Raw genomic sequence first — 18,237 nt, forward strand, 5'->3', positions numbered from 1 at the left:
AGGTCGATCATTCCCGCGGTTCCCGCAGATCACTCCGTCCCGGCCGTCGCCGCCGAACGTGGCCGGGGGGTTGCAACGACCTGGCCACCAGGAGACCTTCACTGCGCGCCCCCGCGTGGGTAGAACGAAGACCGTGACTCCTCACGAGGCTTCGCCGCCCACGGTGTTCTGGCCGCGCTGCACCGCCGTCGACGGCTGCACCGGCCGGGCCGCGGGCGACCTGGGCGGCTGCCCCGCCCACCTGCGTCCCCGCGAGTTCGAGCGGTTCACGGGCGCGCTGCGCCCCGGAGCCGATCTCGACCTGCGCGGCGTCACCGTCCCGCCGTGGCTGCTGGACGGGGTCCTGGACGCCGTCACCGGGCCCGACGGGCGGCCCCACCTCGGCCGCGCCCGGTTCGACGGGGCCGTGCTCCCGGCGGACGTGGGAATGCGCGGCCTGTGTGTGGAGGGCGACAGCTCGTTCGACGGCGCCCGCTTCCTCGGCGGCGCGTCGTTCTACGACGCGCGGTTCTTCGGCAACGTCTCGTTCCGGGGGGCGCGCTTCGGGCGAAACGCGTCCTTCCACGAGGCCCGGTTCCACCGGCACGCCTCCTTCGAGGAGGCGGTGTTCACCGGCGACGCCCTCTTCGGCGAGACGCGGTGGCACGCCGACGCCGCCTTCCGCGGCGCGATGCTCATGGGCGCGGCCTGCTTCGACCGCGCCCGGTTCGGGCGGGACGCGGCGATGCAGGGGGCCTGCTTCCGCGGCGACGTGTCGTTCCGGCGCGTCCAGGTGGCGCGCCATGCCCGCTTCGAGCGGGCGCGGTTCCGGCACGGCGCCTGGCTCGGGCCGCTGGCGGCCGGCGGCCGGATCGCGCTGTCGGACGCGACCGTGCACGGCGGGCTGCGGGTGCACGCGGCGGCGCGGCAGGTCATCGCCCGCGGCGCGATCGTCCACGGGGAGGCCGACTTCCGGCTCCGGCACGCCGAACTCGACCTGGAGGACGCGGTGTTCGAGGGCCCGGCCGCCGTCCGGGCGCTGGCGCACCCGATCCAGGGGCTCCCCGAGCCGCCCGCCGGGGCCGGCCCGTCCGGCGTCCGGCTCCTCTCGCTGCGCCGCGCCGACGCGACCCGGCGGCTGCTCGCCGACCTCGACCTCAGCGGCTGCGGCTTCCTCGGGCTGCGGCGGCCGGACGCGCTGCGGATCTCGGGCGACTGCGCGTTCGCGACCGCGCCGGGCCGGCGCCGGGGGCGGGGGTGGCGCCGCCGCGACCGGGCCGTCCTCGCCGAGGACCTCGCCGGCGGCGCCGGCCGCGACGACCGGCTGCGCACGCTGTACCAGGAGCTGGCACGCGCCACCGCCGACTCCGACCGCGACCGCCTCGCCCGCGACTTCCGCTACAGCGCGCTGGAGATGCGGCGGCACGGCGAGCGCGACCCGTGGCGCCGCGCCGGCCTGCACCTTCTCTGGATCACCTGCGGATACGGCCTGCGCGCGGGACGCGCCGTGGCCTGGCTCGCGGTCATCGTCGCGCTGCTGTGCTGCGGCGCGTCACTCGTCCGCCACGACGACCGGACGCGGCACGACGACCGCACGGGCGGCGTCCGCGCCGCGCACATGGGCGCCCGCCACACATAAGCGCCTCCGAGGTCCGCTAAAGGCGGGGGTTGTTTTGTCAGACCCACGCGTAATGATTGTTGTTATGAGCAGAGACACCCATCCGGGGGTGCAGTGCCCGCACTGCCAATCCCATCTCGCGCTCGTCCCCGTGACTGGAAACCCCGTGTCCGGAAACTCCGCCGCCGCACCCGTCCCCGTCCTGCCGATCGTGGCGAAGGAGGAATGGCAGCCTCCCCCCGTCGCCGAGGTGCTCGCCGTTTACGCCGGGCGCGCCAAGGACACCGTGACCGCGGCCCGCGGCGCCGCCAAGGTCCGCGAAAGCCTGAACCGCGCCAAGGCGGCCGCCGCGGGCCGCAAAGCCGCACAGAAAACCGCGCGCCGCACTCCCAGAAGCGCGTGATCACAACCCGGCCACTAACGCCGGGAAGGGACGGCACCGCGCCGGCACCGTCCCTTCCCCAATGACGTCAGCGCGGCTGGGAATCGGTCCATTCCGCGCCGATCAAGGCGGTCGAGTCCATCGTCCGCCCCGCCGGGACGCTCGCCCCGGCCGCCGGCGCCACCATGACGTTCATGCTGGCCAGCGCGGCGCCCGAGGCCAGATCAATGATCATTTCTTGCCTGATCACGCCCTGCCGCGTCTTCTCGTCCAGCGCGATGGCGTTCCCCGTCCGCCCCTGCGGATCGGTGACCTTCCCGAGCGACCGCACCGCCGGGAGCCCCGCCAGCATCCGGAACGCGGCCGCCCGCACCGCCGGCTTCACCGGCATCTCCATCACCAGGCCGCGCGCCACCGTGTAGAGCCACAGGTCCGACGCCATCGGCCGGTTCGACTCGGTGTCGTGGCCCTTGTACCAGCGCAGCAGCTCGGCCTTGAGCCGCTTCGGGTCGGACGGAAGCGCCCGCAGATCCTTCATCGTCACGTTCCGGCCCAGCCAGAACACCTTGTCGCCGTCGACCAGCGCGGAGCCGTTGAAGCTGCGCGGACCGGGCGCGGTCTTCGCCGTGAACCCCTTCAGGCGGCCGTTGACGCCCGGAGCCACCGGAACCTGGACCTTGAAGGTCCCGGGCGACCCCGCGCGCCGCCAGGCCTCCTCGTCCGCCTTGGTCGCGGGCTTGGCCCCCAGCTCCTGCGCCGCGGCCCACGCCTTGCCGCCCGGCCTGCTCGGCGTCCAGCTCTCCGCCTTGCTCCTGACCGTGACGGCGTAACCGCCGCTGCCCTCGCCGACCGTGTACGTGGCGGACGACACCGTCACCTGGTGCCAGAAGGCCCGCATCGTCTCGGTCTGCCCGTCCGCCTTCTCGGCCGCCGCGAGCAGGACGGTCCTCGCGTCGAGCACCCGCTCGCCGCCTCCGCCCGTCCCGGCCGGCTCCGTCCCGCCCCCGCCGGGAGCGACGATCACCGCCGCCGCGGCGACCGCCCCCGCCGCGACCGCACCGGCCAGCCCCAGTCCCCACACCGGCCGCACTCGCCGCCGCGCGGGCGCGGCGCCCCCGGCCTCCGGAAGCGGCGCCGCCATGGCCCGCGCCAGCTCGGCCCGGCGCACGCCCTCGTCCACCGGCGCACCCGGGTCCATCTCCTCAGGCCTGGCATCCCGCAACACCCGCATCACATCCTTCATGCCGTCTCTCCCTTGATGACTCCGACCTGCGACCGTGCCCCCTGCGCCGCCGCGCCGCCCGGCCCCGGTCCGGGGTCGGTCCGGGCGGGCGGCCTGGGCGGGTCCGGGCGGGCGGACGCGATCCGGGCGTCCGGCTGCTCGTCCTCGGCCGCGCGGACCAGGCGGCGGCGCGCGCGGTGCAGGCGCACCTGCAGCGCCGCCGGCGAGCAGCCGACGACCCGGGCGGCCTCGCGCGGCGTCAGGCCCTGCCAGGCGATGAGGATCAGGATCTCCCTGTCCCCCTCCGGCAGCGACGCCATCGCGCGCAGCACCGCGAGCCGCTCGGCCACGTCCTCGGCGACGTCGCCGGTCCGGCGCGGCGCCCACCGCCCGAGCTCAGCTGCGAACGACTCGCGGCGCACCCGCGCGCGGTGCCCGTCGCGCAGCACGTTCCGGGCGACGCCGAGCAGCCACGGCAGCGCCGGGTCCGGGACGTCGGCCAGCCGCCGCCACGCCACGGCGAAGGTCTCGCTCACCACCTCGTCCGCGACCTGGCCGCCGGCGCGGGCGGCGGCGTAGGCCCACACGCGCTGGCGGCACTCGTCGTAGATCGCGGTGAAGCGCTGTTCATCGGGGGCCTCGTCTGCCACCGCGTGCTCCTCCGTCCGTCCGTTCAGGTCATGTCACGGGGTAGTGGCGCGGGACGCGGCATCGTTACCGAAAGGACAGCAGGTTCCGCCGGAGGAGCACCGTTCGGCCGTTCCGCGTGCCCCCGCGGCGCCCGATGCCTCTAACATTTGCTCGATGACAAGGGCCTCCCACCTGACATCCACCCGGCCTCGCCGGACAGAAGGAGCTGAGACATGGCCGCGATGCCCAGTCGCGGTGCGGAGCGGCTCCTCGGTGTCGCCGGTTCCCCGCACCTCCTTCTCGTCGAGGACGATCCCGGCGACGCGTTCCTGTTCGAGGAGCTGCTGACCGAGGCGCAGCCCGGCCTGCGGATCACCGTCGCGGCGACGCTCGCCGAGGCCCTCGACGCGCTGCGGCCCGACATCCAGTGCGTCATCGTCGACCTCTCCCTCCCGGACGCGCGGGGCCTCGACGCCCTCCACCAGGTGCGCGAGCACGCGCCGGGCACCGCCGTGCTCGTGCTGACCGGGCTCGCCGACGCGCACGTCGGCGTCGCCGCCGTCGCCGCCGGCGCCCAGGACTACCTCGTCAAGCAGGACGCGGACGGCGCGCTGCTCACCCGGGCGATCAGCTACGCGATCGAGCGCAAGCGCGCCGACGAGTCCGAGCGGCAGCTCGTCGAGGCGCGGGCGCTCAGCAGGGAGAACGCCCGGCTGGAGCGCGGCCTGCTGCCGGTGCCGATCCTGCACGACCGGGCGCTGCGGCACCACACCCGCTACCGGCCGGGACGCGACCGCGCGCTGCTCGGCGGCGACTTCCACGACACCGTGGAGACCGCCGACGGCGCCGTCCACGCCGTGATCGGCGACGTGAGCGGGCACGGCGCCGACGAGGCGTCCCTCGGCGTCCGGCTCCGCATGGCGTGGCGGACGCTCGTGCTCGCCGGGAACACCGGCTCCCGCCTCCTCGACACCCTCGACGCCGTCCTGCAGCACGAGCGGTGGAGCGACGAGATCTTCACGACCGTCTGCATGGTGACGATCGCGCCCGACCGGCGCAGCGCCCGGCTGCACCGGGCCGGGCATCCGTGCCCGCTGTTCTTCTCGCCGGACGGCGTGGAGGCCGTCCCGGACGAGCCGCGGGGCCCGGCGCTCGGGCTGCTCCCGGGCGCCCGGTGGCCCGCCGCCGACCTGGAGCTCGGCGACGAGTGGGGACTGCTGCTCTACACCGACGGGCTGATCGAGGGGTCCGCCGGCGAGGAAGGCGGGCACCTCGACATGGACGGCCTGCTGCGGCTCGCCAGGGCCGCGCACGAGGAGGGGAGGCGCGGCGACGTGCTCGTCGACGGACTCATCGCGGAGGCCGAACGGCTGAACGGGGACGTCCTCGCCGACGACCTCGCCCTGCTGATGCTGAGCCGGGGGGACGACCGGTGACCGGCGAGACGTCCGCCGGGACGGGCGAGGCCGCCGAGCCCGCCGGGACGGCGCGGGCCGCCGGACCGGGCGCCGTGCTGTCCGGGGCGCAGATCCCCGAGGGGCGGGGGATGGGCCGGGTCCGGCTCGTCCAGATCTACCGGATCGGCTCCGCCGTCCTCGGCGCCCTCCTGCTGGCCGCGTTCGTGCAGACCGGCATGGCGATGTACGGGAACGAGCAGGCCCGCGACGTCCTGATCGAGCGCGTCGACCCGGCGACGCTGGAGCAGTTCCGGCTCTCCACGGCCGTCACCGCGCAGGACATCGCCATCCGCGCGTACGCCGAGGAGGGCGGGCGCGAGCACGTCGAGCAGTACCGGGCCGCCGTGCGCCAGGAGGCGGCGTCCGCCGCCCGCATGCGCCGCCTCCTCGCCGGGGTGCCCGGGCACGGGGACGTCGACCGGCTCCTCGCCAAGGCGACCGCCGACTCGCGCGCCTGGCGGGCCGGGTTCGCCGACCGGGTCGCGGCCGGGCCCGGCGGCCAGGGCATCGACCGCGGCGAGAGCCGGCTGGCGAGCCGCCTGCTCGTGCAGGCGCGCGGCGACATGACGCCGCTCCAGTCCGGCATCACCACGCTGCACGACCGGGCCGCCGCGAAACTGAACTCGCGCGCGAGGACCGCCCAGTGGTCCACGTTCGCCGCGCTCGCCATGGTCGTCGTCGCCGCGCTGCTGCTCGCCGTGCTGTTCCGCCGGACCGTTCTGACGCCGGTGTCGACCCTGACCGGCCGCGTCCGCGCCGTCTCGGAGGGCGACTTCGGGCACCGTCTCGACGTCCCCGGCCCGGCGGAGATCAACGAGCTGGCCGCGATCATCGACGCGATGCGCGCCCGGATCATCGAGGAGTGGCGCACCAGCGAGGACAAGTCCCGCCGGCTCGACGAGCAGACCGAGGAGCTCCGCCGCTCCAACGCCGAGCTGGAGCAGTTCGCCTACGTCGCGAGCCACGACCTGCAGGAGCCGCTGCGCAAGGTCGCGAGCTTCTGCCAGATGCTCGAACGCCGGTACGGGGACCAGCTCGACGACCGCGGGAAGCAGTACATCGCGTTCGCCGTCGACGGCGCCAAGCGCATGCAGGCACTGATCAACGACCTGCTGAGCTTCTCGCGCGTCGGGCGGATGTCGCGGCCCGAGGACTCCGTCGACCTCGACGACGTCGTCCGGCAGGCGCTGGACAACCTCTCCACCCTGCGCGATGAGACCGGCGCCGAGGTGGAGGTCGCGGAGCTGCCCGACGTGCCCGGCGATCGCACCCAGCTGGTCCAGCTCTTCCAGAACCTGGTCGGCAACGCGATCAAGTTCCGCCGGGAGGGCGTGCCGCCGCGCGTCACCATCAGCGTCCGCCGCGCCGGGGACGAGTGGGAGTTCGCCTGCGCCGACAACGGCATCGGCATCGACCCTCGCTACGCCGACCGGATCTTCCTCATCTTCCAGCGGCTGCACTCGCGCGAGGAGTACACCGGCACGGGCATCGGCCTGGCGCTGTGCAAGAAGATCGTCGAGTACCACGGCGGGCGCATCTGGCTCGCCGTCGACGAGGACGCCGAGCCCGACGCGGAGCCCGCCCCCGGCACCACGTTCCGGTGGACGCTGCCCGCCCAGCCGTCGACCGCCGCCGGGGACGACGCCGAAGATCCGGACGACTGAGCGTCCCGGGCGACCTGGGCCGCGCCCGGCGAAGGCCGCCCGGCGTCACCCGTCCCCGGCGCCCTTGCCGGCGCCCGCGTCCCGGCCCGTCCAGTCGACGCACACGATCACCGCGTCGTCGGACGGCTGGGCGCCCTCGTGGAAGCCGACGTAGTGGCGGACCATGGTCCGGACGGCCTCGGGCGGGTCCTGCAACCGGGTGGCGCGCATCGCCTGGAGCAGCCCCGCATCCCCGTACACGACCCCGGCGGGCGACCGGGCGGCGTGCACGCCGTCGCTGACGATGACCAGCCGGTCGCCCGGCTCGACGGCGAACTCCTGGGGCACGTAGCGGGTGTCGCCGAACATCCCGAGCGGCATCTGCGGCTCGAACCCGAGCCGGTCCGTGGCGCCGCCCCGCAGCCGGGTGATCCTCGGCGAGCCCGCGTCGATGGCCCGGACCCGCCCGTCGGAGAGGTCGAACTCCAGGAGGAGCGCGTCCACGAGCCGCTCGCCCCGGTGCCGTCCGAACAGCGCCTCGTCGGCGAGCTCGGCCTGCTCCACGATGTCGCCGCCGGACCGGCGCGCGTTGCGCAGCGCGCTGATCGCCAGATGGGTGAGCTCCGCCGACTCGGTGCCCGACCCCATCCCGTTGCTGACGGTCAGGGTGAACCGCTCGCCGGACGTGGCCCAGTCGAACGCGTCGCCCCACACCGCGTAGGCGGGTTCGAGCTGGCCCGCGAAGCTGAGCTCGGACGCCTGGTAGGCGGACGCGGGCAGCATGTCCCACTGCATCTCGGCGGCCAGCGTCAGCCGCGTCCGCCGGCGCAGGCGCCGGTACATGTCGGTGGCCTGGTCGGCGATCTTGAGGGCGCGGGCGAGCACGCCGGCGAAGTCGTCCAGCCAGAGCGGACCGCCGTCCGGAAGCCGCACCGACAGGATCCCGATCCGCTCCCCCTTCACGGTCAGCGGCAGGTGGGCGAGCCCCTCCCCGTCGTCCCGGACGGTCCGCTGCGACGCGAACGCCCGGCCCGGCGGCGTGTTGTCCACGGAGACGTCGTCACCGGCGGAGACCGTCCGGACGAGGAACATCTGCCGGTAGTCGACCATCAGGACCTCGGTGTCCGCGCACCCGTGCCGGCCGAGGACGTCGGCCGCGACGGCGATCACCTCGTTCGGCGGGGCCGCCCAGATCGCCTTCCTGGCCGCCTCGAACGGCCCGTTCTCCGCGCGTGCACCGTGCATCTCGATCCTCGCCCCTCGCCGCACGGCTCCGGCGGCCGGCGGACCCGCAGGTCCCGGGATGCCGTGGGCGACGTCGTGTGTAACAGTGGAGGGCATGGTGGCCACGTCGGGTGAGGACGCCGCGGATCTCGCGGCTGCGCTCGACGATGCGGCCTCCACCCTGCTGAACGTATGGTCGCGCGCCCACAATGCCCCGGATGTCCCTATTCCGTCCACGCAACTGCGCGCGCTGTTCGTCCTGGAGCGGGGGCCCGTCAACATCAGCAGGCTGGCGGGCGAGCTCGGCGCCCTGGTGTCGTCGGCGAGCCGGCTGTGCGACCGGCTGGAGGCCGCCGGCCTGCTCACGCGCGACCCCGGCCGCGACCGGCGCCAGGTCACCGTCCGGCTGAGCGGGGACGGGCAGGAGCTGCTCGACCGGCTCCGGCTGCGGCGGCGCGAGAGCCTCACCCGCGTGCTGGCCGAGATGCCGGCGGCCGCGCAGGCCGCCCTGCTGTGGGGTCTCACCGAGTTCCACGAGGCGGCCACCCGCCCGGACGACGACGGCGGTTCCCTCTCCATGCTCGCGTGAACCGTCCATGGATTCCGTTTTCCCCGAAAAGTCGTGACCCTCCGCAAAGTGCCTTCCAAATAGAGCATTATCTACATTTACAACGGCCGCCCCAGGAGCCTTTTTCGCCATTCTCGATACGGCCGCCTTCACCACTACTAACATCCCCGCTCATGGCGACCATACGTGCCCCTCGGCATTCCCTGCGCGCCGTCACCGCGGGCGGGATCACCGCTGCCCTGCTCCTTTCCGCCGGCGGCTGCGGCGGCTCCTCCTCCGGGCACAGCAGGGCGTCGGCCGGGACCGGGAGCGGTAGCACCGCCCCCGCCAACGCCCCCGCCAACGCCCCCGAGGCCACGACCTACAAGACCCTCTCCGGCGCCCCGGCGGACACCACGCCCGACGGCGCCACCGACGGCCTCGTCGTGCACCCCACCAGCCCGGCGCCGGTGTTCGACCGTCCGGCCGGCCACCGCTTCGCCACCCTCCCCACCACCGAACTCGGCGGCCCCACCTGGGTGCCCGTGGTGGAGACCTCGGGCGACTGGCGGAGGGTGCTCCTGCCGAGCCGTCCCAACGGGGCGACCGGGTGGATTCCCGGCACCGCGCTGAAGACCGCGCACACGCCGTACACCGTCCACGTCGACCTCGCCCGCAGGCGGCTCGTCCTGGAGAAGTCCGCGCGGCCCGTGGGCCGCTGGCCGGTCGCGGTCGGCGACGCGAAGACACCGACGCCGACCGGCCGGACGTTCGTCATGGCGACGCTCGCCCCGGCCGAGAAGACGCCGAGCCCCATCGTCCTGCCGCTCGGTACCCACTCGGCGACCCTCGACACCTTCGGCGGCGGTCCCGGCACCGTCGCACTCCACGGCTGGCCCGACGCCTCGGTGTTCGGCAAGGCCGTCACGCACGGCTGCGTGCGCGTACCCGCCGACGCGCTGAAGGCGCTGTCCCGGGTGCCGCTCGGTTCCCTGGTGTTCATCTCGGCCTGACCGGCCCGCACCACCCCCAGCTCTCACAGAGAATCGGAGTAAGTTCATGCGTCACATCCCTGCCGCCAAACGGATCGCCACCGCCGGGCTCCTCGCCACCGGCCTCGCCGCGGCAGCCGCCCCGGCCCCGGCCTTCGCCGCCGCCCCCGGGAGCGAGGGCTCCGCGTACGGGCTGACCGTGACCGGCCCGCTCGCCGTCCCGCCGGTGCCCGCCGTCTCCTCCAGCACCGGCACCGTCCGCAAGAGCGTGCTCCGCGAGGACCGCACCAAGCTGGTCAAGGCGTCCGCGCTGGACGTCGACGCCTCCGCCGCCCGCGCCCGCTCGGCCGTGACGCACCTGTCCGTCCCGTCCGCGAAGCTGCTGGCCGACGCCGTCACCGCCAAGTGCACCGCCGGGCGGGGCGGCGCGCGTCTCGCCGGCGCCACGCTCGCCGGGAAGCACCTCGACTCCACCCCGCCGCCCAACACCACCGTCCCCGTCGACGTGGACGGCCTCGGCCGGACGGCCCTGGTCCTCAACAAGCAGCAGCGCATGGCCGACGGACGCCTCGCCGTCACCGGCATGGAGCTGGCCCTGCCCGGCAACAAGGGCGCCATCCGGGTCGCGTCCGCCACCTGCGGCAAGGCCGCCGGGCCCGCACACGGCCCTGCCGAGGCCCCCGCTCCGCGACCGGTCAAGCACGACCTGCCGGTCACCGGCTGACCGGTCACCGAAGACGCGGCCCGGCGAGCGCCAGCCCGCCGGGCCGTTCCATGCCGTCAGGTCGCCAGCGACTTCTCGAAATGCACGACCGACCCGTTCCGGTGAGCGCGCGCGGCGATCTGGACCCCCTCCGTGAACGCCCGCATCAACCGGAGCCCCCGCCCGTGCTCGGCCAGCGGCGGCGCCTCCACGCGTTCCCACGCCGCGGCCCCGTCCGCCCCGTCCCCCGAGCCCCCGTCGATGACGTCCACGACGCACCGTGCCCCGTCCATCCGCGCCCGGACCTCGTACTCTTTTCCGGCCGCGGCATGCTGAATGACGTTCGCGCACGCCTCGCCCAGCGCGAGCGCGATATCGGCACGGACCTCGGAACCCACTCCGAGCCCGCGGAGAGAGGCGTCGAGCGTGTGCCGCACCAGCGGAGCGCTCTCCGCGTTCCTCGGCAGGGTCATTTCAAGAACGACCTCCATGCCAATCGCCTCCGTTCCCTCTAGCACACAGATTTCCCAGAGCCAACGGAGAGAAACTCTTTGACGCCTATTGCGATGGACTCCCTCTTCGAGCCGAACAGCCTCGGGGAGGTGCGGCCCTTGCGACTTTTACTCGTTCGCGTCGCCGGCCAGGCGGCGGGCGGCGGCGACCTGGTCCTCGTCGAGGCCCTGGTAGTCGCTGCGGCGGTTCTCTTCGGCCTGATCTTCAATCCACTTGCCGTGCGCTTCCCAGGCGGCCTGCTTGCTGACGCCCATCGCGCCGCCGATCTGGGCCCAGGAGGCGCCCGCGCGGCGGGCCGAGCGGACGGCGAGCTGCCGGCCGTAGACCGCCTTCCGCGCGATCACCTCCCCGAGCGCGAGGAGCTCCAGGACCTCCTCGCGCCGGAGCGGCGGTTCGGCCACGGCGTCCCGGAGCCACAGCTCGTCGTACCGGGCCGCCGCGCTCGTCAGCGTGATGTCTCGCTCGATCCCATCCGGAGTGACCATGATGCGAGTGTGCGCGTCAAGCGGTCCTGACGTCAAGCCTTCTTGACCTCCAGGACGTGCGCCTGCTTCACCCAGTCGGCGAACAGGGCGGCGTCGATGTCGTCCAGGGCACGCAGCTTCACGCCGGCCATCTGCCGGGACATGGCCTCCAGGCGGCCCGAGCCGTCCTCGATCAGCTGGCCGTTCCAGAGGCCGAACGTCACGTACTTCGGGTACGCCTTGAGGAAGCACACGGGCTGCTTGCCGACGCTCCAGGTCGGCTGGCCGTGCCACAGCGCGGGCTCCACCTCGGCCATCGCCTCGCCGACCACCGCGAGCGCCTTCTCCAGGACGTCCCGCAGCCCCTCCGGCACGTCCGCCGTGTACTCCTGAACATTCGCGTGCTTACCCATGTCGATCCCCTTTCGTCGCCAACGCGTCGCTCGGCGGGCGGGAGGATCGACATCCGGAAGAGATTTCTTGCATGTGGCGTGGGTCACTTGACCCTGGGAAGGCGCCGGGCAGACTGGGGCCGTGGTCAAGTCGCTGCGTCCCCAGAACTACAACGAGGTCCTGTACGTGGGGCACTTCTTCCGCAAGGGCGTGCCCGTGCTCATGGACCTGACGGACCTTCCGGACGGCGACGCCAAACGCCTCGTCGACTTCGCCACCGGCCTGGTCTTCGGCCGCGGCGGCGCCCTCGACCGCGTCGACCGGAAACTCTTCCTCCTCCAGCCCTGAGTCCGGCCGGGCCGCCGCGGCGGCCGCTGAAGCCGCCGGGCGCGGCATAGTTCGTCATACGAATTGCCGGGCACCTCGCTGTTACGCTGGCCCAATGGTGAAGCCTGATGACGGCCCGATCGGAATCGCGGCCGCACTGGTGCGGTCCTCGTTCCTGGTGAACGCCGTGTACGCCGAGTCGGGCCGGGAGCACGGCCTGACCTCGCAGCAGGGCCAGTTGCTGTGCGTGCTGATGGCGCGGCCGTACGGCATGAGCGAACTGGGGGCGACGCTGCGGCTGGCCAAGTCGAGCCTCACCGGCCTGGTCGACCGCACCGAGCGCAACGGCCTGGTCCGGCGCGAACCGGATCCGCATGACACGCGCGCGGTACGGGTGTCGCTCACCCCTCGGGGCGGCAAGCTCGCGGACGAGTTCTACACCGAGACCTGCCGGCGGATCGAGGAGCTGACCGGCGGTCTCAGCCAGGCCGAACGCGGCGCGCTCGCCGCCCTCCTCGGCCGCGTCGTGCTGGAGAACGAGGTCCCCGCGGTCTTCCTCGAACCGGGCGAAGGAGGAGCCTCCGGCGCCCATGGCGGCTGACGCGCGACACCGCACCCCTGGAGAGACTTGCGGTTCGTAGTACGAACTATTACGGTTCGTACTACGAACTTTGAGTTTCTTCTGTGGAGCCGCCCCCGATGTGCACGCCTGGTGACGCCTTCCCGGCCCTGACCGCGTGAGCATCGGTGAACGAAAGGCAGAACCTTGTCCGTGCATGATCTCGTCTTCGGTTTCGGTGCGCACAGCACCTTCGACGACGGCCCGGAGCTGCTGCGCACGGCCCGCCAGGCCGACCGCGACGGCCTCGACCTCTTCTCGCTGTCGGACCACCCCTACATCGGCGAGCGCCTGGACGCCTACGCGACCATCGGGTTCGTCCTCGGGGGCACGCGGCGCCTCGCCGCCCTGGCCAACGTCACCAACCTGCCGACCAGGCCCGCGCCGATGCTCGCGCGGACGGTGGCGGCGCTGTCGGCCCTCTCGGACGGCCGCATCGTGCTCGGCATGGGCGCGGGCGGGCTGTGGGACCGGATCTCCGACATGGGCGTGCCGCGACTGTCGCCGTCCGACGCCGTGGACGCCTTCGAGGAGGCGATCGTCCTGGTGAGGAAGCTGTCGGGCGGGGGCCCTCCGGTCACCCACCGGGGCCGGCACTACCGGGTGGAGCGGATCGAGCCGGCCCCGGTCGCGGCGCCTCCGGTGTGGACCGGCTCGGTCGGGAAGAAGTCCCTGGCCGCCACGGGGCGGGTGGCCGACGGGTGGATCCCCGGGCACGCGGCGGACTGGCTCAGCGAGCGCTACCGGACGTCGCGGCCGGTCGTCGACGAGGCGGCGGTCGCCGCCGGCCGCGCCCCCGGGGACATCCGCACGGTGTTCAACCTCCCCGGGCGCATCACCGACCGGCCGCTGCCGGCCACCCGCGACCGCGACGGCCGCTGGATCGGCGGTTCCGTCGGGCAGTGGGTCGAGGAGCTGACCGGCGCCGTGGTCGAGCACGGGGCGTCCGGCTTCACCCTCTTCTCGCCCGAGGGCGGCACCCAGGACATCACGTCGGTCGGCCGCTGGGCCGCGGAGATCGCCCCCGCGGTGCGGGAGGCGGTCGCGAAGGAACGCGGCTAGCGGCCGCCACGGGACCGCTCCGCTCAGCCGAGCCGTTTGAGGATGCGTCTGGCGGTGCTCTGGATGTGGACCTCGTCCGGACCGTCGTAGATGCGGGCCTCGCGGGCGTGGCGGTACATGCGGGAGAGCGGGGTGTCGTCGGTGAGGCCGGCGGCGCCGTGGACCTGGATGGCGCGGTCGATGACGTTGTGCAGCATGCGGGCACCGACGACCTTGATGGCGCCGATCTCGATGCGGGCCTGGTCGCCTGCGTCGATCCGCTCGGCGGCCTGGAGGGTGAGCATGCGGGCGGCCTGGATCTCGGTGTAGGAGTCGAAGACGTGCTGCTGCATCAGCTGCTTCGCCGAGAGCGGCTCCCCGAACGCGACGCGGGAGCCCAGGCGGGCGCACATCAGCTCGAAGGCGCGCTGGGCCTGGCCCAGCCAGCGCATGCAGTGGAAGATGCGGCCGGGGCCGAGGCGCTCCTGCGCGATGACGAAGCCGTGGCCGCGCGGGCCGAGGAGGTTGTCCGCCGGGACCCGGACGTCGTCGTAGGCGACCTCGTAGTGGCCGCCGCTCAGCCCGAGGACGGGCGTCTCCCGGACGATCTCGTAGCCGGGCGTGTCCGTCGGGACGATGATCATGCTGAACGAGCGGTGCGGGGGCGCGTCCTCGGGCTCGGTGCGGCACATGACGGTGGTGTAGGCGGCCTCGCCGGCGCCGGTGGTGAACCACTTGCGGCCGCTGATGACCCAGTGGTCCCCGTCCAGGACGGCCGTCGTCCGGAGCTGGGTGGGGTCGGAGCCGGCGTGGGCGGGCTCGGTCATCGCGAAGCTCGGCGAGACCTCGCCGGCGACCATGGGCGCGAGGTAGCGCTCGCGCCAGCGGGGGCTCGCGTACCTGTGCAGCATCAGCGAGTCCTGGAGGGTGAACGTGCCGAGGGCGAGCTGCCCCCACTCGCTGCGCCCCTGCACCTCGTTGACGTAGACGTAGTCGAGGAACGGCATGCCGCCGCCGCCCAGTTCGGCGGGGTGCCCCAGGGCCCAGAGGCCCTCGTCCTTCGCCTCCTGGCGCAGTTTCAGGAGTTCGCCGCGGTCGCCCGCGTTGAGGGCGGGCTCGGCCGGTTCGACGCGTTCGGTCATGAAGGCGTGGACGGCGTCGCGGACGTCCCGGACGCGGTCGGGCACGGGGAACAGCATCAACCCTCCCCGGTGAGGTCGGCGGAGATGTCACGGTCGCCGTACCCCTCGGGCGCAGCGACCTCGACGACCGGTTCGGGGCGGTCGTCGAACTCCAGCCGCAGGGCACGCGACATCGTCGCGTGCATGTCGTACATGCAGGTGATGTAGGTGAGCTGGAGGATCTCCTTCTCGGGGAGGTGCTCGCGCAGGACCTCGAAGACGCCGTCGGGGACGCGCCCGCCGTCGAGGACGAGGCAGTCGGCGTAGGCCAGCACGGCGCGTTCGAGGGGCGAGTAGCAGTCGGCCGTCTGCCAGTGCGGGATGGACTCGATCTTCTCCTCGGGCATGCCGAGGGCGCGCATCTGCTTGCAGTGCTGGGAGAAGACGAACTGGCTGCCGCGCGCCCACCCGGCCCGGCACTGGCCGAGCTCGCGCAGGACGGGGTCGAGGTCGGCGCCCCGGTACAGGGCGAAGCCGCGGACGGCGTGCCGGAACACGTCCGGGGACTGGGCGAACACCGTCCACCAGTCGCCGGGCGAGCCGGTCGCGGTGCCGTGGTCGACGGCCGGGTCGCGGTCGGGCGCGAACAGGCGGTCGTAGAAGAAGAGGATCTGCTCGTCGGTGACTTCGGCGCGGGGGACCTCACGCAGTCGCGGCATGCCTGTCCTTCCCGGCGGTCCGGTCGGCGGCGGTCTTCGGTTCGTGGGAGACGTCGGACGCGTCGAACGTGCGCGTCCAGCAGGCGAACTCCAGCAGGATCCCGTCCGGGTCCTGGAAGTAGAACGACCGGACGAAGACGCCGTCGTGCACGTCGGCGGAGACGCCCAGCGGGCTGTCGTCGTGGTTGAGGACGGGGCTGACGGTCACGCCCTTGTCCCTGAGCCGCCGCCGGTACTCGTCGAACTTGTCGGTCGGGACGTGGAACGCGACGTGGTTCATCGATCCGACGGCGCTGAGCAGTTCGCCCTGCTCGGGCCGCCCCTTGGGGGCGGAGACGCCGGGGACGCCGTCCGGCGCGTCGGGGAACCAGAAGAACGCCACGCAGTCGCCGCCGCCGCAGTCGAAGAAGAAGTGCTGCCCCATCCCGCCCGGCAGGTCGATGGTCTTGATCAGCGGCATGCCGAGGACGCCGGAGTAGAAGTCGACCGTGCGTCGCATGTCCGACGACACCAGCGCCAGATGGTTGATGCCGCCCAGCTCGAACTCGGTGTTCATGGAACCTCCTTGCGGCGGGAGAGCGCCGCGGAAGCTGACTTGACAGTCATATCAACTTGCCTGATGCTCGGATACCGTTCCCGGGTTGTCAACCCCCGGCGAGAGGAACCACGGCGATGACCAGCGGCGACGACCCCGGCGCCCGGCCGCTCACCGAGCGCGGCGCCCGGACCAGGGAGCGCCTGCTCGCCGCCGCCCGCGAGGTCTTCGAGGAGCGCGGCTTCCTGGAGACCCGGGTCGCGCACATCACCCGGCACGCGGGCGTCGCCTACGGCTCCTTCTACACCTACTTCCCCACCAAGGAGGCGGTGTTCCTGGAGGTCGCCGACCGGCTGTTCGAGGAGATGACCGACCACGCGCTCGTGCCGTCGGCGGGGCCGGGCCCCGCCGACCGGGTCCGCCGCGCCAACCGCGCCTACTACGAGGCATACCTGCGCAACGCGCGGATGATGGCGATCATCGAGCAGGTCGCCACGTTCAACGAGGAGTTCCAGGAGCTGCGGCGCAAGCACCGGGCCTCCTCGGTCGGACGGTCCGCGCGGGTGATCGCGCGCTGGCAGCGGGAGGGGCTCGTCCCGTCCGACATCGACGCGGAGACGGCGGCGGGCGCGCTCGCCACGATGGTCGACCACTCCCTGTACCTGTGGATCGTCCAGGGCAGCGATCCGCGGGGCGCCGAACGCCTCCTGGAGACCCTGGACACCCTCAGCGTCCGCGCCCTCGGCCTGCCCGACTAGGAGAGCCATGGAACCGACCCGCGACCTCGCCGCCGCACTGGGGGACCGGCTCGGCGCGCGGATCACCGGGCTGCGCCGGCTCTCCGGCGGCGCCAGCCGGGAGACCTGGGCCTTCGACGCGGACGGCCGCCCGCTCATCCTGCGCCGCGACCCGCCCGGCTCCCTCGACCCCACCGCCCTGGGCCGCGAGGCCGGCCTGCTCGCCTCGGCCGCGCGGGCCGGCGTCCCGGTCCCCGGACTGGCCGACCACGGCGACGACCTGGACGGCGCCCCCTACATGGTCATGGAGCGGCTGTCCGGCGAGACGATCCCGCGGCGGCTGCTGCGCGACGAGCGCTTCGCGGGCGTCCGCCCCCAGCTCGCGCGCGAGCTGGGCGGCATCCTGGCCCGGCTGCACACCATGGCGCCCGTTCCCGGGCTGCCCGACGACGACGCCCTCTCGGCCCTCACCGAGCACTACGCGGCGTTCGAGGCCCGCCCTGCGGTGGAGCTGGCGCTGCGCTGGCTGGAGGAGCACCGCCCGGCCCCCCGCGGCCGGACCGTCGTCCACGGCGACTTCCGCACCGGGAACCTGATGATCTCCCCCGGCGGCGTGACCGGCGTCCTGGACTGGGAGCTCACCCACCTCGGCGACCCGGCCGAGGACCTCGGCTGGCTCTGCGTGAAGGCGTGGCGGTTCGGCTCCCCGCACCCCGCCGGCGGTTTCGGCACGCGCGAGGACCTCCTCGCCGGCTACGCCGCGGCCGGGGGCACGCCGCCCACGCTCGAAGAACTCCACTGGTGGGAGGTCTACGGCACTCTCCGCTGGACGATTTTGTGCCGCCACCAGGCCGAGCGGTTCCTCAGCGGCTCCGACCCGTCGATCGAGTACGCCGTCCTCGGCCGGAAGGTCTGCGAGCAGGAGCACGACCTGCTGCTGGCGCTGGGGCTGACGGAGCCGGCGACCGTCCGGGATCCGTTGGAGAGCGCGGCCCCGCCGGACAACGCACCGCACGACCGGCCGGACGCCCACGCTCTCATCGACGCCGTGGGCGCGTTCCTCGCGCAGGCCGAACAGCCCGACGACCGGCTCCGCTTCCATGCCCGCGTCGCCGCGTCCGCCCTGCGCATGGCCCGCAGAGAACTCCTCCTGGGCGAGGCCCACAGGATCGCCCACCGGAACCGGCTGAAGCCTCTCGGGTGCGCGACCGACGCCGAACTCGCGGAGGCCATCCGGACGAGCGCTCTCGACGACCGGATGGACGAGGTCGTGGCCGCGGTGCGAGCCTCGGTGACCGACAGGCTCACGGTCGCGAACCCCCGCCACCTCTCCCTCCCCGGCGGCTGACGGCCCCTCCATTGCCCGCGGCC

Annotated in this window: 21 protein-coding genes; 12 read left to right on the top strand and 9 right to left on the bottom strand. The window is 73.6% G+C overall.

Annotated features, from left to right (window positions below):
- Positions 1-133 precede the first annotated feature (133 nt).
- Positions 134-1,618: a pentapeptide repeat-containing protein gene (locus ABD944_RS00640; protein ID WP_345171165.1), complete on the top strand. Its 1,485-nt coding sequence runs from the start codon at positions 134-136 to the stop codon at positions 1,616-1,618.
- 145 nt (positions 1,619-1,763) lie between these two features.
- Positions 1,764-2,000 (top strand): hypothetical protein, encoded by a 237-nt coding sequence (locus ABD944_RS00645; protein WP_258944924.1) that lies wholly within the window; start codon positions 1,764-1,766, stop codon positions 1,998-2,000.
- 67 nt (positions 2,001-2,067) lie between these two features.
- Here the strand turns inward: ABD944_RS00645 and ABD944_RS00650 are convergent, their stop codons facing one another.
- Positions 2,068-3,222, bottom strand: a complete 1,155-nt coding sequence (locus ABD944_RS00650) for a CU044_5270 family protein (protein WP_345171168.1) — start codon at positions 3,220-3,222, stop codon at positions 2,068-2,070.
- Complete coding sequence (locus ABD944_RS00655) at positions 3,219-3,851, bottom strand: RNA polymerase sigma factor (RefSeq protein ID WP_345171169.1); 633 nt, start codon at positions 3,849-3,851, stop codon at positions 3,219-3,221. Before ABD944_RS00655 ends, ABD944_RS00650 begins: the two co-directional genes overlap by 4 nt.
- Positions 3,852-4,064: 213 nt before the next feature.
- On the opposite strand from ABD944_RS00655, the gene ABD944_RS00660 reads away from it, so the two are divergent.
- Together ABD944_RS00660 and ABD944_RS00665 are read left to right on the top strand one after the other, a co-directional pair.
- On the top strand, positions 4,065-5,267 hold the full coding sequence (locus tag ABD944_RS00660) for a PP2C family protein-serine/threonine phosphatase (protein ID WP_345171171.1): 1,203 nt from the start codon (positions 4,065-4,067) through the stop codon (positions 5,265-5,267).
- On the top strand, positions 5,264-6,952 hold the full coding sequence (locus ABD944_RS00665) for a sensor histidine kinase (RefSeq protein WP_345171173.1): 1,689 nt from the start codon (positions 5,264-5,266) through the stop codon (positions 6,950-6,952). Before ABD944_RS00660 ends, ABD944_RS00665 begins: the two co-directional genes overlap by 4 nt.
- Positions 6,953-6,997: 45 nt before the next feature.
- On the opposite strand, the gene ABD944_RS00670 is transcribed toward ABD944_RS00665, so the two are convergent.
- Complete coding sequence (locus ABD944_RS00670; RefSeq protein ID WP_345171175.1) at positions 6,998-8,176, bottom strand: PP2C family protein-serine/threonine phosphatase; 1,179 nt, start codon at positions 8,174-8,176, stop codon at positions 6,998-7,000.
- A 94-nt stretch (positions 8,177-8,270) separates the two neighbouring features.
- On the opposite strand from ABD944_RS00670, the gene ABD944_RS00675 reads away from it, so the two are divergent.
- From ABD944_RS00675 to ABD944_RS00685, 3 genes are all read left to right on the top strand, one after another.
- Positions 8,271-8,744, top strand: a complete 474-nt coding sequence (locus tag ABD944_RS00675; protein ID WP_345171177.1) for a MarR family winged helix-turn-helix transcriptional regulator — start codon at positions 8,271-8,273, stop codon at positions 8,742-8,744.
- Between the two features lie 152 nt (positions 8,745-8,896).
- Entirely contained in the window at positions 8,897-9,715 is an 819-nt protein-coding gene (locus tag ABD944_RS00680; protein WP_345171180.1) for a L,D-transpeptidase, read from the top strand.
- 46 nt (positions 9,716-9,761) lie between these two features.
- The gene (locus ABD944_RS00685) at positions 9,762-10,418 is read left to right on the top strand and encodes a choice-of-anchor P family protein (RefSeq protein WP_345171182.1); all 657 of its coding nucleotides are present in this window, start codon (positions 9,762-9,764) and stop codon (positions 10,416-10,418) included.
- Between the two features lie 56 nt (positions 10,419-10,474).
- Here the strand turns inward: ABD944_RS00685 and ABD944_RS00690 are convergent, their stop codons facing one another.
- From ABD944_RS00690 to ABD944_RS00700, 3 genes are all read right to left on the bottom strand, one after another.
- On the bottom strand, positions 10,475-10,870 hold the full coding sequence (locus tag ABD944_RS00690) for an ATP-binding protein (protein WP_345171184.1): 396 nt from the start codon (positions 10,868-10,870) through the stop codon (positions 10,475-10,477).
- A 147-nt stretch (positions 10,871-11,017) separates the two neighbouring features.
- Positions 11,018-11,395: a hypothetical protein gene (locus tag ABD944_RS00695; RefSeq protein WP_345171186.1), complete on the bottom strand. Its 378-nt coding sequence runs from the start codon at positions 11,393-11,395 to the stop codon at positions 11,018-11,020.
- A gap of 32 nt (positions 11,396-11,427) precedes the next feature.
- On the bottom strand, positions 11,428-11,787 hold the full coding sequence (locus ABD944_RS00700; protein WP_345171188.1) for a DUF1801 domain-containing protein: 360 nt from the start codon (positions 11,785-11,787) through the stop codon (positions 11,428-11,430).
- Between the two features lie 121 nt (positions 11,788-11,908).
- Between ABD944_RS00700 and sepF the strand changes: the two genes are divergently transcribed.
- The 3 genes from sepF (at position 11,909) to ABD944_RS00715 (ending at position 13,775) form a co-directional block, all read left to right on the top strand.
- Complete coding sequence (sepF, locus tag ABD944_RS00705) at positions 11,909-12,115, top strand: cell division protein SepF (protein ID WP_179831795.1); 207 nt, start codon at positions 11,909-11,911, stop codon at positions 12,113-12,115.
- A gap of 94 nt (positions 12,116-12,209) precedes the next feature.
- Positions 12,210-12,695, top strand: coding sequence for a MarR family winged helix-turn-helix transcriptional regulator (locus ABD944_RS00710; RefSeq protein ID WP_345171190.1), 486 nt, complete (start codon positions 12,210-12,212; stop codon positions 12,693-12,695).
- A 171-nt stretch (positions 12,696-12,866) separates the two neighbouring features.
- Complete coding sequence (locus ABD944_RS00715) at positions 12,867-13,775, top strand: LLM class flavin-dependent oxidoreductase (protein ID WP_345171192.1); 909 nt, start codon at positions 12,867-12,869, stop codon at positions 13,773-13,775.
- Between the two features lie 23 nt (positions 13,776-13,798).
- On the opposite strand, the gene ABD944_RS00720 is transcribed toward ABD944_RS00715, so the two are convergent.
- From ABD944_RS00720 to ABD944_RS00730, 3 genes are read right to left on the bottom strand one after another with little or no spacing between them, the layout of a single operon-like run.
- Entirely contained in the window at positions 13,799-14,953 is a 1,155-nt protein-coding gene (locus tag ABD944_RS00720; protein WP_345171194.1) for an acyl-CoA dehydrogenase family protein, read from the bottom strand.
- Positions 14,953-15,594 carry a carboxymuconolactone decarboxylase family protein gene (locus ABD944_RS00725; protein ID WP_345171196.1) on the bottom strand — a complete coding sequence of 214 codons (642 nt, stop codon included), beginning with the start codon at positions 15,592-15,594 and terminating at the stop codon, positions 14,953-14,955. Before ABD944_RS00725 ends, ABD944_RS00720 begins: the two co-directional genes overlap by 1 nt.
- Positions 15,578-16,150 (bottom strand): VOC family protein, encoded by a 573-nt coding sequence (locus ABD944_RS00730; protein ID WP_345171198.1) that lies wholly within the window; start codon positions 16,148-16,150, stop codon positions 15,578-15,580. Before ABD944_RS00730 ends, ABD944_RS00725 begins: the two co-directional genes overlap by 17 nt.
- 116 nt (positions 16,151-16,266) lie before the next feature.
- Here ABD944_RS00730 and ABD944_RS00735 point away from each other — a divergent pair, with 116 nt between their 5' ends.
- On the top strand, positions 16,267-16,887 hold the full coding sequence (locus tag ABD944_RS00735; RefSeq protein ID WP_345171200.1) for a TetR/AcrR family transcriptional regulator: 621 nt from the start codon (positions 16,267-16,269) through the stop codon (positions 16,885-16,887).
- A gap of 7 nt (positions 16,888-16,894) precedes the next feature.
- On the top strand, positions 16,895-18,214 hold the full coding sequence (locus ABD944_RS00740; protein WP_345171202.1) for a phosphotransferase family protein: 1,320 nt from the start codon (positions 16,895-16,897) through the stop codon (positions 18,212-18,214).
- The last annotated feature ends 23 nt before the right edge of the window (positions 18,215-18,237 follow it).

Origin of the sequence: Actinomadura verrucosospora (genome assembly GCF_039540335.1) — a bacterium.
Taxonomy (GTDB): domain Bacteria; phylum Actinomycetota; class Actinomycetes; order Streptosporangiales; family Streptosporangiaceae; genus Spirillospora; species Spirillospora verrucosospora.